This window comes from Mameliella sp. CS4, from assembly GCF_019392335.1.
GTDB lineage: Bacteria > Pseudomonadota > Alphaproteobacteria > Rhodobacterales > Rhodobacteraceae > Antarctobacter.
The window spans coordinates 66,233-80,195 of sequence record NZ_JAHXRQ010000012.1; the positions used below are offsets into that span (position 1 = coordinate 66,233).

Here is a 13,963-nt window from a genome sequence, read left to right on the forward strand (position 1 = left end):
TCGCATCAGAGGGAACCGGCGTCAATCAGCTTTGCCGAGCTGCCGTCGAGAATTCCTGGCCTTTCGCGGGCCGGTGGCGGGAAATGGCTGGTCCAACATGGGAAGGTGTCACAAGGCATTGTTAAAGCTGGCCTTTCAAATGGTGTTGCGAGTAGACTCGACATCGACCAGTTCCAGAAAGCTCGGGATGCCTGACTGCGACCACCTGACTGCAAAGAAGATATTCGATGACCTGTTGCATCGGGCGCAATGGTTGATCCGGGCCAAGGACTTTGACGGTTACAAAGAGGTCTTTGACCTGCCGTTCGGTCTGGTGAATCTCGATGCCGCGCATGTCTTTTCCACGCCGGACGATCTTGGGCTGATCTTCGAGAACATCCAGCACCGCATCTTCTGTCTCAATCTCACCTCCTATTTCGCGGTCTGCCTCGACGCGCGGCGCGTTGACGAGACGACGATCGTCGCGACCCACGAGACACGGATGATCACGGACAACCTGCTGGTCGGAGACCCTGTGCCCTCGGTTGCCGTCCTGAAATATGTTCGGGGGCAGTGGTTGCTGACGGAGGTCTGGAACTTTCGCCCGGATCACTTCGGGACAAGCTTTCTGCGGGTCGACCAGGAGACGCGGCCCGCCGCGCAATGGTTTGCGATGCAGGCCCGTGTCTATGGCGCCCTTGGCGGGCGTAGTGGTCTTTCTTCGGCGCGCTGAGCGCCCGTGACCGTCCGAAGATCGGTGCCCGGCGGTACAGGGGGTCCATAAGTCCATGACCTGCAAATTGGTTCTGAAAACGGATGCCGGCCCGAGGAGCAATGAAATCGATCCTTCGGGTGGTCTGCAAGCTGCCCCGCAAGGCTCCGAATGCGCGTCGCGCTTTACGCCGGGTGTGGGGCCGATGCCGGGCCACTGGTCCCCTGATTTTCGGCGAAAGCCTATCTAACGAGTTGTAAACACGGCATGGACCGCCGACAATCGCCGCCGTATTCCCCCGCGACACCCGGCCCTCCGGGGTTGCGACCGGCCTATCTCGCGGAAGTCCTTGCATGATCGTCCCTTTTCACGTCTCCGAAATGCTGCGCCGGGTGCGGCAGCGGATTGCCGGGACGGGCGCGTTGCCCGACATGGCCCCCAGGCCAGAGGGCAGCCGATCCTTGCGCATGTCGCCGCGCGTGACCCCGGAGGCGGTCGCGCGCCTGCACCGCGACCTGGCCCTGGACGCGGACAGCATCGCCTGTCTCTTCGACGCGCGGACGCAGGCGGACCTGCCACGCTATGCCGCCAATATCGAGAACATGATCGGGACGGTGTCCGTGCCCGTGGGCGTCATCGGTCCCTTGCGCATCAACGGCGTCAACGCGGTGGGCGACTACCCCGTGCCGATGGCCACCTCAGAGGCGGCGCTGGTCGCCTCTTACGGACGGGGCGCGCGGGCCGCGAACAAGGCGGGCGGGATCGGCACGGCGGTGCTGTACGAGGGTGTCCTGCGCAGCCCGGCCTTTGTCTTTGAAACCCTTCTTGAGGCGGGGCAGTTCGTCGACTGGGTGGTGACGGAGGCGGACAGGCTGAAGGCCCGGGCCGAGGAAACCACGCGTCACGGGCACCTGGTGTCGCTGGAACCTGTGATCGACAACAACGTGGTTTTCCTTCTGTGCCGCTACACGACCGGCGATGCCGCCGGGCAGAACATGGTGACGATCGCGACCGAGGCGCTGTGCCGCCATGTCGAGGCGCATTGCCCGATCCGCCCGCGCAACTGGTATGTCGAGGGCAATTTCTCGGGCGACAAGAAGGCCTCTAGCCTGGGCCTGATCACCGGGCGCGGGCGCAAGGTCAGCGCCTCTGTCGTGCTGCCGGAGGCGGTTGTGGAAAGCACGCTGGGCACGACGATGGAGGCCATGCTGGAGTATGGCCGGGTGGCCAACCTGGGGGCGCTTCTGTCGGGGCAGTTCGGCGCGCAGGCGCATTTCGCCAACGGGCTGGCCGCCGTTTATATCGCCACCGGTCAGGACGCGGCCTGTGTCGCCGAAAGCGCCGTCGGCTATACCCGCATGGAACGCCGCGAAGAGGGGCTGTTCTGTTCCGTCACCATGCCGTCGATCCTGGTCGGCACCGTGGGCGGCGGCACCGGCCTGCCGGCGCAGGCCGCCTGTCTGGACCTCATGGGTCTGCGCGGCGCAGGTCACGGCGAGGCGCTGGCCGAGGTGGTCGCCGCCACCTGTCTCTGTGGCGAGATCTCCATCGTCGCGGCAATGGCCTCGGGCACCTTCGCCTCGGCCCATGAAAAACTGGCGCGTCTCAGATGAGCCCGTTTCAGCGTTTCCTGATCTACCAGAAAGAGCGCTTTCCGCTGGCCAAGACCGCGCCGCTGCTGGCGGTGTTTTCCGCCGCCAGCATCACGGTTTCGGCGTTGCTGGCCGGGCGTCCGCTGCCGGGGGCGGGCAGCTATGCGGCGGGGTTTGTCCTGGCCATGATCCTGTTTTTCCAGATGCGTGCGGCGGATGAATGGAAGGACCGCGAGATCGACCGGCTTTATCGCCCCGACAGGCCCATTCCGCGCGGAGTGGTGCGGTTGCGGACCGTGCTCTGGCTGGCGGTGGGGCTGATCCCCTTGGGGCTGATCGCGGCGGCGGGGGCCGGGGTGGTCTGGCTGCTGCTGCTGTGCTGGCTTTGGCTGGCGCTGATGACGGTGGAGTTCGGCGCCCCGGACTGGCTGCGCGGGCATATGCTGGTTTATCTGGTCAGTCATATGGCGATCATGCCGATTTTGGATCTGATGCTGACCGGGATCGAATGGCGCGGGCAGGGTGGTCCGGCGCCCGGCCTCTGGCTGTTCCTGGCGCTCTCCTTCGCCAACGGCTGCGTGCTGGAAATCGGGCGCAAGACCTGGGCGCCCGAGGCCGAGCGCGACGGGGTTGAGAGCTATTCCTCGCTCTGGGGGCCGGCGCGCAGTGCGGGCATCTGGCTGGCGCTGGTGGCACTGGCCGCCGGTCTGCTGGTCGGTCTGGGCGCCGCGCTGGGGCTGTTCTGGCCCTTTGTCGTGCTGGCGGGGCTGGGGTTGGCAGGCGCCGCCTTTGTCACTTTCGCCTTCATGCGTCAGCCGTCCCCCGGCACGCAGGCCCGATTGGACGCGGCGGCGGGGATCTGGGTTCTGGTCTGTTACGCCGGGGCGGCGGGGCTGCCTCTGATGCTGGGCGGCGGCACATGAAGGGGCTGATCCCGGCAAAGAGGGCGCAGGAGCCGCAAGAGGTCGGCGGCAAGGCCGCTGCCCTGTCGCGGCTGATGGCGGCGGGCTTTGACGTGCCCGCGTTCCTTGTCCTGACGGATGACGCTTTCGCGGATCATGGCACCAACCTGCTCGACCCCGTGACCGGGGCATTGCCGGATGCGCTTGCCGCCCTTGGTCCGGGGCCCTACGCGGTGCGGTCCTCGGCCCGCGCCGAGGATGGAGCCGAGGCCAGCCATGCGGGTCAGTTCGACACCGTTTTGAATGTCCCCGCCGAAGGGATTGCGGCGGCGGCGGCGCAGGTGCGCGCCTCGGGAGAGGCCGAACATGTCGCGCGCTACCGGGCCGACCGGGGTGTGGCAGACAGCGGCCTTCCGGCGGTCCTTGTGCAACGCATGATCGCGGCGCGGACGGCCGGTGTGGGCTTTTCCGCTGATCCGGTCAGCGGGCAGCGCGACCTTTGCGTGGTGTCCGCCGTGCAGGGGCTGGCCGACGCGCTGGTCAGCGGCGAAGTGGACGGCGAAAGCTGGACGGTCTCGCCCGATGGCGTCGTCGATGCGCCTGACCCTCCCGAGGTCCTGACATCGGAAGAGGCCGCCGAGGTCGCCGACCTGGCCCGCCGGGCCGAAGCGGCGTTCGGCCTCCCGCAGGACATCGAATGGGCCTACGAGGGCGCCCGCCTGCACCTGTTGCAATCCCGGCCCATCACCACCGACCTGCGCCCTGCGCCAACGCCGGACGTGGCGCTGGTGGTGCTGGACAACTCCAATATCGTCGAAAGCTATCCCGGCCTCGTCAGTCCGCTGACCTACAGTTTTGCCGCCTATTGCTACAACCGCGTCTACCGAGCCTTCGTCCGCATGCTGGGGCTGCGCGAGGCGCAGATCGCGGACAATGCCGCCGTCTTCGACAACCTGCTGACCCGCATCGACGGGCGGGTCTACTACAACCTTGGCAACTGGTATCGTGCCTTGGCGCTTTTGCCCGCCTTCTCGCTGAACCGAGGCTACATGGAAACCATGATGGGCGTGGACGCGCCGCTGCCCAGTGAACTGACCGACCGGCTGGCGCCGGACCCGGCGCGGGGGTGGCAGAAGGTTCTGGCGTTCCTGGGGCTGGGGCGCGTGGCGGGCGGCCTTGTCTTCGAGGCCATGAGGCTGGGCCGCACGCGGCGGCATTTTCTGGCGCGGTTGCAATCCGCACTGGACGAGGGGGCCAATACCGACAGCGCCAACCTGACCCAGTTGGCCGCCATGTACCGCCGGATCGAGGGCAGGTTGCTGGACCGCTGGGATGCGCCCCTGGTCAATGATTTTCTCTGCATGATGGGGTTCGGCGCCTCGCGCGCGGTGCTGAAACGGTGGGCGGGTGAGGCGGGCGAGGCCTTCCACAACGATGTGATGATCGGGCAGGGCGGGATCGTCTCGGCGGAACCGGCCCGGCGCATTGCCGCGATGGGCCGCATGGCGCGCGAGACACCCGGCGCGCAAGGGGCGCTGGCACAGGGGCGTGCCGCGCTGAATGGTTACCCCGAGCTTGAGGCCGCCATAGCCGCCTATCTCGATGATTTCGGTGATCGCTGCACAGAGGAGTTGAAGCTCGAAAGCCTGCCGCTCTCCGAGGACCCCTGGCCGCTGCTGGCTGCCATCGCCAGTGCCGCCCGCCGTCCCGATGCACCGCAAGCCACCCGCAGCGCACCCGACTGGCAGGCGCTTTTTCCGCGCCAGCCGGTGCGCCGTACCGTGGCGCGCGCCCTGACCGGTTGGGCCGCCGCGCGCGTGCGCGACCGCGAGAACCTGCGCTTTGAACGCACGCGCATCTTTGCCCTCGCGCGGCGGTGTTTCCTTGCGATGGGGCGCGAATTCCACGCGCGGGGATTGCTGGACGCGCCACGCGACGTGCTGTTCCTGACCGTGCAGGAGGTCATGGGCACCGTCGAGGGCAACGCCCCCGGCGATGACCTGCGCGCGCTGGTTGCCATGCGGCAGGCCGAGATGACGGCCAGCGCCGCCCGACAGCCGCCGCCCGAACGCATCGAATTGCGCGGCGCGGTTGGCCTGTACCGTCCCGCGCAGACGGTCCCGCCAGACCCCGCAGGCGGCGACAGCCGCACCGGCACCGGCTGTTCCAGGGGCATGGTCACCGGGCTTGCCCGCGTCGTGCGCGACCCGCGCCGCGAAATGCTCGAACCGGGAGAGATCCTCGTGGCGTCGAACACCGATCCGGGATGGATCGCGTTGTTTGCCGGGGCGGCGGCGATTGTCGTCGAACGTGGCTCGCTCCTGTCGCATTCGGCCATCGTCTCGCGCGAGATGGGCATTCCCTGCGTCGTGGGCATCCGCGACGCGACCCGCTGGCTGCAGACTGGTGATCTGATCGAGGTGGACGGCGGCACCGGCGAGGTGAGGAAACGCGATGGATGACCGTGGCATCGACCAGCGCGCCTCTTTCGAGCGCATCCGCTATGCCCAGGCCTGGGAGGACGCCGATGTCCTGACGCAGGCGATGGGCGATGTGTCGGGGGGAGACGTGATTGCCGTCTGCTCCTCTGGTGACAATGCGCTGGCGCTGCTGCTGAACGATCCGGCGCGGGTCTTTGCCGTCGACATCTCGCGCGCGCAGATCGAATGTCTGAACCTGCGACTGGGCGCCTACAAGGCCCTGACCCATTCCGAGTTCCTCGAACTGATGGGCGCGCGCCATAGCTCTCGGCGGGCCATGCTGCTGGCCCGCGCGCTGTCCGACGCGCCAAAGCAAACCCGGGCTTTCTGGACCGCGCTGACGCCGCAGGTCGAGGCGCATGGCGCGGGCGGTCTGGGCAAGTTCGAGGGCTATTTTCGCATGTTTTCGCGCTATCTGCTGCCCTTGGTGCACGGTCGCGCGACCGTGGACGCGATTTTCCAGCCGCGCGACCGGGCCGCGCGCGAAGTCTTTTTCGACACGCGGTTCAACACCTGGCGTTGGCGATTGCTGGTGCGGCTGTTCTTTTCGCGCGGCGCGATGGGGATGCTGGGCCGCGATCCGGCCTTTTTCGAACATGTGCAGGGCAGCGTGGCCGATCACGTCTTTTCCCGCCTGCGACATGCAGGCGTGGACACCGACCCGGCGCAGAACCCCTACCTGCACTGGATCATGAAACGCTGTCACGGCACCGCGCTGCCTCTGCCCTGGAGGGCAGAGGCCTACGAGGTCATCCGGTCCCGGCTGGACCGCATCCAGCCGGTGCAGGGCACGGCAGAGGCGCTGGACCTCGACGGCGTGGCGGGATTCTACCTGTCCGATATCTTTGAGTACATGTCGCCAGAGCTGGCCGCACAGGTCTATGGCACCTTTTTGGACATGGCGCGGCCCGGCGCGCGCCTGGTCTACTGGAACATGATGGCGCCGCGCCGTGTGCCGCCCGCGCTGGCCCCGCGTGTCACCACGCAGATCGCGCTCGAAACCCGGCTGAAGGCGCGGGACATGGCCTTTTTCTATTCCGATTTCGTGGTCGAAGAAGTCGGATGAGTATCGTCTGGCAACTGGCCCTGGCGCTGGGTCTGATCCTGGGCCTTCTGACCATCATGTCGCTGCTGTCGCGGGCGGCGCGCAAGGGCGACTGGCACCCGGAACTGGCGCGCAAGATCGTGCATGTTCTGGCGTCCGGGCTGGCCATTCCGCTGCCCTGGCTCTTTGTGGATGACTGGCCGGTCTGGCTGGTGCTTGGGCTGGCGGTGGCTGCGATGATGGCGATGCGCACCCCTCTGCTGGCGGGGCCGGGCCGCGCGTTGCACTCGGTCGCGCGCAAGTCCTGGGGGGACGTGCTGCTGGTGGTTTCGGTGGGCCTGTTGTTCTTGCTGCAGGGGATGCACCCGGTGCTCTATGTCCTGCCGCTCGCCGTGGTTGCGCTTGGCGATGCCGCCGCCGCGCTGGCCGGCAGCGCCTATGGCCGCAACTTCTACCTGACCCCGGATGGCCACAAGAGCGTCGAGGGCAGCACCATGTTCCTGCTGGTGACGCTGATCCTGGCCATGATCTGCCTGCTTCTGCTGACCGAGATGGGGCGTGGCGAACTGATCCTGGCGGCGTTCTGCATCGCGGTCTTCGCCACGGTGATCGAGGCCGACAGCTGGGCCGGGCTGGACAATCTCTTTCTGCCGATGGGGGTCTATCTCTTCCTGGTGAATTTCTACGGCTGGCCGGACTCGGGCGGGCTGACGCGGCTGGTGGCGGCGGCGGTGGCCATGCCACTTGCCTACGGGCTCAGCCGGGCTGCCGGGACCACCGGACAGATCGCCCGCATTCACGCGGTCGCCTTGTTCATGATCCTCTGCGCCGTCCATGTCTGGAACGCGGTCCTGCCGGGGCTGGTCCTGCTGGCGCATGCGCGGCTCTCGGTCAGGCAAGGCGACGGACAGACCGACCGGGACGCCCTGAACGTGGTGACCGGACTTGCGGCGGTCAGCTTTGCCTTCCTGGCCATCGACGTGCCCTGCGGTGCCAGCGGCATCAGCTTTTACGGCATCGGCTGCGCCGCGATTGCCGCCGGGCTGGTGTCCCACGGCCTGCCGGAGATGTCGCGGCTGCTGCGCCTGGGCGCGGCCCTGGCGGCCTGCGCCACGCTCTGGCTGCTCTGGTTCGTTCTGAGAGATCTGAACACCGGCAGCATGGCCTGGCATCCGGGACAAGAGGCGCCGGCGGCGGTGCTGATCCTGCTGGCAGGTCTCTCGCCGCAGGTCTGGCCCGCGCTGTTCCGGCGTGGCGCCGAAATCCGGATCACCGCGCTTGGGGCGTTGCCTGCGCTGTGTCTATATGGCGGCAACTGCCTGCTGAACGGGGGAGCGGGGTCATGACCAAAGAGCTGCGAGAGGCGAGGGGCGCCCGCGCCAACCTGTATCATCACGGGCCAGAGTGGGAGGGCGCGCTGACTGCCACCATCGGCGAGTTCAAATGTGAGTCCGCCGAGGAGGGGGCGAAGCTGCTGCGCGCCATCTGCGACGAGGTGACGGCGCAGGGCATCACCCGCATTCTCGGCCCCATGAGCGGCGACACATGGCACAGTTACCGGCTGGTGACCGAAAGCGACGGCACGCCGCCCTTCCTGATGGAGCCGCAGAGCGGCCCACATGACCTGGCCGCCTTTCAGGCCGCCGGGTTCAGCCCGGTGTCGCGCTATGTTTCGGCCCGGGTCGCGCCGGAGGCGGGTATCGGGCCAGAGCCGGTTCCGATGCCGGGCATCGAGATCGCCAACTGGGATGGCAGCGCGCCCGAGGCGCATTTCGCCGAGGTCCACGCCCTGTCGACCCGTGCCTTTGCGGGCAACGCCTTTTATCAGCCCATCGGGCTGGACGCCTTTCTGGCGCTCTACATGCCCTTCGTGCCGCTGCTGAAGCCCGACCTGATCTTTACCGCCCGCGACACGGACAGCGGCGCGCTGCAGGGCTATCTGTTCGGCATTCCGAACTACGGGCATGGGGCCAGTCCCGACACCGTGATCCTCAAGACCTATGCCAGCCTGCGACATGGACTTGGCCATCACCTTGCCCAGGCCTTTCACCTCCGGGCGCGCGACCTGGGCTATGCGCAGGTGATCCATGCGCTGATTCACGAGGACAACGCCTCTGCCGACCGCAGCCGCCGTCACGGCGGAGAGGTTTTTCGCCGTTATGCGCTGTTGGGCCGTGTTCTCGATGACTGACCTCGCGCGGCGCTTTTCGCGGGTCGCGGCGGAGCAGGGGGACAGCACCGCCCTGATCACTGCGTCGGAAAGCGTCAGTTTCGCGGAACTTGACCGCCGCGCCAGCGGGTTCGCCGCCACCTGTGCCGCGCGGGGTCTGGGCAAGGGGGACCGGGTGCTGGTCGCCATGCCCGTTGGCGTCGATCTTTACGTCGCGCTGGCCGCCTGCTGGCGGTTGGGGGCGGTGGCGGTCTTTCCCGAACCGGCAATGGGGCTGCGCGGGTTGCGCCATGCCATAGCGGTGACTGCACCGAAATTCCTGCTGGCCAGCGGTCTCTATCGGTTGATCCGTCTCTTGCCCGCGCTTTGGTGTTGCCCGCGGCTTGCGCCGGGGCGCATGGACCACGGGCAGGTGTCACCGATCGAGCTGACGCCCGACGACCCCGCCCTGATCTCCTTTACGTCCGGCTCCACCGGCGCGCCCAAGGCAATCCCGCGCAGCCACGGATTCCTGACCGCGCAGTATCAGGCCGTGCGGCAGCTCTTGGCCACGGAGCGGCACGAAACCGATCTTGTGGCCTTTCCCGTCTTTGCCCTGGTCAACCTGGCCGAGGGACGCCCAACGGTGCTGCCCGACTGGAAGCTGACCCGTCCCGACGAGGTCCGCCCCGGGGCCCTGTCGGGTTGGATCGCCCGGACAGGCGCGACCCGCGCGCTCTTGCCGCCCGCCTTGTGCGAAACTTTGGCGGGGGCTGAGATCCCCAAGGCGCTGCACAGCGTCTTTACCGGGGGCGGACCGGTCAAACCCGCGCTTGTCGACCGGCTGCAGGCGCGCAAACCGGGGCTGCGCGTGGTCTCCGTCTACGGCTCGACCGAGGCAGAGCCGATTGCCGAGCTGGACTGGGCCGATGTCGGCGCCGCAGAGCGTGACGCGATGGCCGGGGGCGCCGGGCTGTTGACCGGCGCGCCGGTCCCGGGAACACAGGTGCGTATCGTGACGGATGAGATCCAGGTGGCAGGCGCGCATGTCAACGCGCATTACCTGAACCCCGCGCAGGAAACCGGCACCAAGATCCGCGAGGGCGCGACCATCTGGCATCGGACCGGCGATGCGGGGCGGCTGGACGGGCAGGGGCGGCTCTGGCTGTTGGGGCGGCACGACGGGGTTGCACAGGGGCGCGAGGGGCCGCTTTATCCCTTTGCGGTCGAATTGGCCGCCGAGAGCTGGCCGGGCGTTTCCCGTGCCGCGCTGCTGCCCGGCCAGGGTGGGCCTCTGCTGGTCTACGAGGGCACGGCAGATCCGGTGGCGTGTGCCGGCAAGGCGCGCGCGCTGGGGCTGACGGATGCGCGCCGGGTTGCGGCGATCCCGCTGGACCGGCGTCACCGCTCCAAGGTCGATTACACGGAGCTGCGCAGGTTGGTCGCGGGCTAGGTGTTTGACCCCAGGGTATGATGGTTCGATCTTCTCGCCGCTGAAATTCGCATGGAAGGCGAACCAGAGGATTGACCCGGTCGAGGCGATACGTTCGGGCCTGATCGAGGGCGCGAACCGGTCACAGAACAGGAGCGGCGCCTCAGTGTCCTGATCGTGCCGGTCTTCACCTTTTTCTTGTGGGGATCTGTTCCCGGCAGAACGCGGGCCGATCCACGCATTTTAGGTTTTGTCACCGCCCATTTCCGATGTTCGTTACGGCGTTCGGTGCAATGATGCCGATCTGCCATTGGCCCTGCCGCCGCCGATTGCATGCAGGTTAGTGCCAACGATCCGGGCGATCACGCGCTTGCGGCGGATGTCCTGTCGGAAGAATTCGCCGGCACCACGATCATCTGCTATTTTGAAGGTCCGCATGGCGTGGATCTCGCGGCGCTGGTCACTGAGGACCGGCGGTTCTCGCGGGCATGGGCGCCCGGCGCGGCACATGTGATGGCCAAGACGTGACAGGAAAGGACAGGGCGCATGAGCATCGACATCCTGGTCAAAGGCGGGCTGCTGGCCGATGGCACGCAGGCAGACATTGCCATTGCGGACGGGATCATCACGGCGGTGGAATCGGGCATCACCGCCGAGGCGGGTGAGGTGATCGACGCCAGCGGAAAGCTGGTCTCACAGCCGTTTATAGATTGCCATTTCCACATGGACGCGACGCTCAGCTATGGGCGTCCGCGGGTCAATGCCTCGGGCACGCTGCTCGAAGGGATCTCGCTCTGGGGAGAGCTGAAACAGGAACAATCGCGCGAGGATATCGTGGAACGCGCGCTGGACTATTGCCGGCAAGCGGTAGGAAAGGGCGTCCTGGCGATCCGCAGCCATGTTGACGTGACCGACCCGAACTTCCGGACCGTCGAGGCGCTGCTGGAGGTGCGCGAGGCGGTCCGCGACGTGCTCGACCTCCAGCTTGTCGCCTTCCCGCAGGACGGTTGGTACCGCGCGGAGGGCGCGGAACAGCAAGTGATCCGCGCGCTGGATGCGGGTGTCGACGTGGTCGGCGGCATACCTCATTTCGAACGCACGATGGGAGACGGCGCGACCTCGGTCCGGGCGGCCTGCGAATTGGCGGCGGAGCGCGGCCTGCGTGTCGATCTGCACTGCGACGAAAGCGACGACCCCCTCAGCCGCCATATCGAGACATTGGCGGCTGAGACCATCCGCTGCGGGTTGCAGGGCCGGGTGGCAGGCTCACACCTGACCTCGATGCATTCGATGGACAATTACTACGTGGCGAAACTCCTGCCGCTGATTGCCGAGGCCCGGGTGGCGGCGATCCCCAACCCGCTCATCAACATCACCCTGCAAGGGCGGATGGATACCTATCCCAAACGGCGCGGGCTGACCCGGGTGCCGGAACTGCGCGCCGCAGGCGTGACGGTGGCCTTCGGGCAGGACTGCGTGCGCGATCCCTGGTATCCGCTGGGGTCGGGCGACATGCTGGACGTGGCGCATATGGGGCTGCACGTGGCCCTGATGACCGCACCCGACCAGATGCGCACGGCCTTCGACATGGTCACCGCAAGCCCGGCGGCGATCATGGGGCTGGACCTCGGCCTGACCCCCGGCAAACGCGGCAGCCTTGTGGTCCTGGACGCGCCCGACCCGATCGAGGCGCTGCGCCTGAGGCCCGCCCGGCTGGCGGTGGTCTCGAACGGCCGCATCGTGGCCCGCACGGAACCGGCCCGCACCGCGCTTTCGGCGGGGTTCTAGATCCCCGTTTGCCGCCGGGGAAACCCGCCCGTGCCATCCGGGCCTCTTGGCGGGTCAGCCGGGAAGAGCCTCCTGTTTCTTTGGGCTTGAAATACTCGGGGGGTCCGGAGGGCAAAGCCCCCCGGCGGTCGCCGCGCGCCAGCGCGGCGAAACCCCAAGACGACAAGGCTCAGGCCGTCAGGTGGTCGCGCGCTGCCGCCTTGATCATGTCGGCGGCCTTCTCGGCGATCATGATGGTCGGAGAGTTGGTGTTGCCAGAGGTGATGCTTGGCATGACAGAGGCATCCACCACCCGCAGCCCGCCGATACCATTGACCTTCAACTCCGCATCCACCACCGCCCCGGCGTCAGTGCCCATGCGCGCCGTGCCCACGGGGTGAAAGATCGTCGAGGCGACCTGCCCGGCGCCTTCGGCAAGGTCCGCATCGCTCTGGTAGCTCGGGCCCGGTTTGAATTCCTCGGGGCGGTAGCGTGCCAGCGCCGGCTGCTCCATGATCCGCCGTGTCAGCCGGATTGCCCGCGCGGCCACGATCCGGTCGCCCTCGGTCGACAGATAATTCGGCTGGATCTCCGGATGCGCCTTCGGGTCGGGCGAAGAGAGACGCACGTACCCTCGGCTCTCGGGCCGCAGGTGGCAGACGCTGGCGGTGATCGCATCGAAGTCATGCGGCGGCTGGCCAAAGGCCTCCAGCGTCACGGGCTGGACGTGGTATTCCAGGTCGGGCGTCGCCACCTCCTCCGAGGAATAGGCAAAGGCCCCCAGCTGGCTGGGCGCCATCGACATGGGCCCTGTGCGCCGCGCGAGGTATTCCAGCCCGATCTTCGCCTGTCCCCACAGGCTCGACGCCATGCTGTTCAGCGTCTTCGCGCCCGAAACCTTGTAGGCACAGCGGATCTGAAGATGGTCCTGCAGGTTGGCGCCGACACCGGGCTGGTCCAGGACGGTCCCGATCCCCTGATCCTGCAACAGCGCGCCGGGTCCGATCCCCGACAGTTGCAGGATCTGAACCGAGCCGATCGACCCCGCCGACAGGATCACCTCGCGCCGGGCATGAACCTGCATCGGGGCGTTCTCGCGCCGGAACCGTACCCCCGTCGCGCGCCGACCGTCGAACAGCAGCCGCTCTGCCTGAGCATGGGTGATCACGTCCAGATTGGCCCTTTGACGCGCCGGTTTCAGGAACCCCTTGGCCGTGCTCCACCGCCAACCCTTGCGCTGGTTGACCTTGAAATAGCCGACGCCGAAATTGTCGCCACGGTTGAAATCGCCGGTCTCGGGCAGGCCCGCCTCGACGGCCGCCGCTTTCCAGGCGTCGAGGATCTCCCAGCGCAGGCGGGCCTCTTCGACCCGCCATTCGCCGCCCTCGCCGTGCATCTCGTCGGCGCCGCCGTAATAGTCCTCGGACTTGAGGAAATAGGGCAGTACGTCGTCCCAGCCCCAGCCGGTCAGCCCCATCTGTCGCCAGCCGTCGTAGTCCGCCGCCTGTCCGCGCAGGTAGAGCATCCCGTTGATCGAGGAACAGCCGCCCAGCACCTTGCCGCGCGGATAGAGCAGTTCGCGCCCGTTCAGACCGGCGCAGGCGGCGGTCTTGTAGCCCCAGTCGGTGCGCGGATTGCCGATGCAATACAGGTATCCGACGGGGATGTGAATCCAGTGGTAATTGTCGCGGCCACCGGCCTCGAGCAGCAGGACGCGGGTGTCCGGGTCCTCGCTCAACCGGTTGGCCAGCACACAGCCGGCGGTGCCGGCACCGACAATGACATAGTCATAGGTTCCAAGATCCTGCATGGCCCGCCTCCCGTTGCCTCGGGCCGCAGTATTGGCGGGCGGGGCCACGGGAGGCAATCTGGAAAACCGGTGCGGGGCGCGCCACCGCGGATCCC

The 13,963-nt window shown here is 67.3% G+C and carries 11 protein-coding genes; 10 read left to right on the plus strand and 1 reads right to left on the minus strand.

The window, feature by feature from the left end:
* Positions 1–187: 187 nt before the first annotated feature.
* From KZZ07_RS15300 to KZZ07_RS15345, 10 genes are all read left to right on the plus strand, one after another.
* A complete protein-coding gene (locus tag KZZ07_RS15300; RefSeq protein ID WP_219515444.1) occupies positions 188–712 on the plus strand; it encodes a hypothetical protein in 525 nt (174 codons plus the stop codon).
* A 332-nt stretch (positions 713–1,044) separates the two neighbouring features.
* A complete protein-coding gene (locus tag KZZ07_RS15305; protein WP_219515447.1) occupies positions 1,045–2,304 on the plus strand; it encodes a hydroxymethylglutaryl-CoA reductase in 1,260 nt (419 codons plus the stop codon).
* The gene (locus KZZ07_RS15310; protein WP_219515448.1) at positions 2,301–3,206 is read left to right on the plus strand and encodes a UbiA family prenyltransferase; all 906 of its coding nucleotides are present in this window, start codon (positions 2,301–2,303) and stop codon (positions 3,204–3,206) included. Before KZZ07_RS15305 ends, KZZ07_RS15310 begins: the two co-directional genes overlap by 4 nt.
* Positions 3,203–5,647 (plus strand): PEP/pyruvate-binding domain-containing protein, encoded by a 2,445-nt coding sequence (locus KZZ07_RS15315; protein ID WP_219515450.1) that lies wholly within the window; start codon positions 3,203–3,205, stop codon positions 5,645–5,647. Before KZZ07_RS15310 ends, KZZ07_RS15315 begins: the two co-directional genes overlap by 4 nt.
* Complete coding sequence (locus KZZ07_RS15320) at positions 5,640–6,731, plus strand: BtaA family protein (protein WP_219515453.1); 1,092 nt, start codon at positions 5,640–5,642, stop codon at positions 6,729–6,731. The genes KZZ07_RS15315 and KZZ07_RS15320 overlap by 8 nt, the downstream gene beginning before the upstream one ends.
* Positions 6,728–8,056, plus strand: coding sequence for a hypothetical protein (locus KZZ07_RS15325; protein ID WP_219515455.1), 1,329 nt, complete (start codon positions 6,728–6,730; stop codon positions 8,054–8,056). Before KZZ07_RS15320 ends, KZZ07_RS15325 begins: the two co-directional genes overlap by 4 nt.
* Positions 8,053–8,901 carry a hypothetical protein gene (locus KZZ07_RS15330; RefSeq protein WP_219515458.1) on the plus strand — a complete coding sequence of 283 codons (849 nt, stop codon included), beginning with the start codon at positions 8,053–8,055 and terminating at the stop codon, positions 8,899–8,901. Before KZZ07_RS15325 ends, KZZ07_RS15330 begins: the two co-directional genes overlap by 4 nt.
* The gene (locus KZZ07_RS15335) at positions 8,894–10,312 is read left to right on the plus strand and encodes an AMP-binding protein (protein WP_219515461.1); all 1,419 of its coding nucleotides are present in this window, start codon (positions 8,894–8,896) and stop codon (positions 10,310–10,312) included. The genes KZZ07_RS15330 and KZZ07_RS15335 overlap by 8 nt, the downstream gene beginning before the upstream one ends.
* Positions 10,313–10,624: 312 nt before the next feature.
* Positions 10,625–10,819, plus strand: a complete 195-nt coding sequence (locus KZZ07_RS15340) for a hypothetical protein (RefSeq protein WP_219515463.1) — start codon at positions 10,625–10,627, stop codon at positions 10,817–10,819.
* An 18-nt stretch (positions 10,820–10,837) separates the two neighbouring features.
* Positions 10,838–12,079, plus strand: coding sequence for a cytosine deaminase (locus tag KZZ07_RS15345; protein WP_219515465.1), 1,242 nt, complete (start codon positions 10,838–10,840; stop codon positions 12,077–12,079).
* A gap of 169 nt (positions 12,080–12,248) precedes the next feature.
* Here the strand turns inward: KZZ07_RS15345 and KZZ07_RS15350 are convergent, their stop codons facing one another.
* Positions 12,249–13,868 (minus strand): GMC family oxidoreductase, encoded by a 1,620-nt coding sequence (locus tag KZZ07_RS15350; RefSeq protein WP_219515466.1) that lies wholly within the window; start codon positions 13,866–13,868, stop codon positions 12,249–12,251.
* Positions 13,869–13,963 lie beyond the last annotated feature (95 nt).

Coding starts and splice junctions, on each gene's coding strand:
- KZZ07_RS15300 (WP_219515444.1), top strand. CDS start 188: ATGCCTGACTGCGACCACCTGACTGCAAAGAAGATATTCGATGACCTG.
- KZZ07_RS15305 (WP_219515447.1), top strand. CDS start 1,045: ATGATCGTCCCTTTTCACGTCTCCGAAATGCTGCGCCGGGTGCGGCAG.
- KZZ07_RS15310 (WP_219515448.1), top strand. CDS start 2,301: ATGAGCCCGTTTCAGCGTTTCCTGATCTACCAGAAAGAGCGCTTTCCG.
- KZZ07_RS15315 (WP_219515450.1), top strand. CDS start 3,203: ATGAAGGGGCTGATCCCGGCAAAGAGGGCGCAGGAGCCGCAAGAGGTC.
- KZZ07_RS15320 (WP_219515453.1), top strand. CDS start 5,640: ATGGATGACCGTGGCATCGACCAGCGCGCCTCTTTCGAGCGCATCCGC.
- KZZ07_RS15325 (WP_219515455.1), top strand. CDS start 6,728: ATGAGTATCGTCTGGCAACTGGCCCTGGCGCTGGGTCTGATCCTGGGC.
- KZZ07_RS15330 (WP_219515458.1), top strand. CDS start 8,053: ATGACCAAAGAGCTGCGAGAGGCGAGGGGCGCCCGCGCCAACCTGTAT.
- KZZ07_RS15335 (WP_219515461.1), top strand. CDS start 8,894: ATGACTGACCTCGCGCGGCGCTTTTCGCGGGTCGCGGCGGAGCAGGGG.
- KZZ07_RS15340 (WP_219515463.1), top strand. CDS start 10,625: ATGCAGGTTAGTGCCAACGATCCGGGCGATCACGCGCTTGCGGCGGAT.
- KZZ07_RS15345 (WP_219515465.1), top strand. CDS start 10,838: ATGAGCATCGACATCCTGGTCAAAGGCGGGCTGCTGGCCGATGGCACG.
- KZZ07_RS15350 (WP_219515466.1), bottom strand. CDS start 13,868: ATGCAGGATCTTGGAACCTATGACTATGTCATTGTCGGTGCCGGCACC.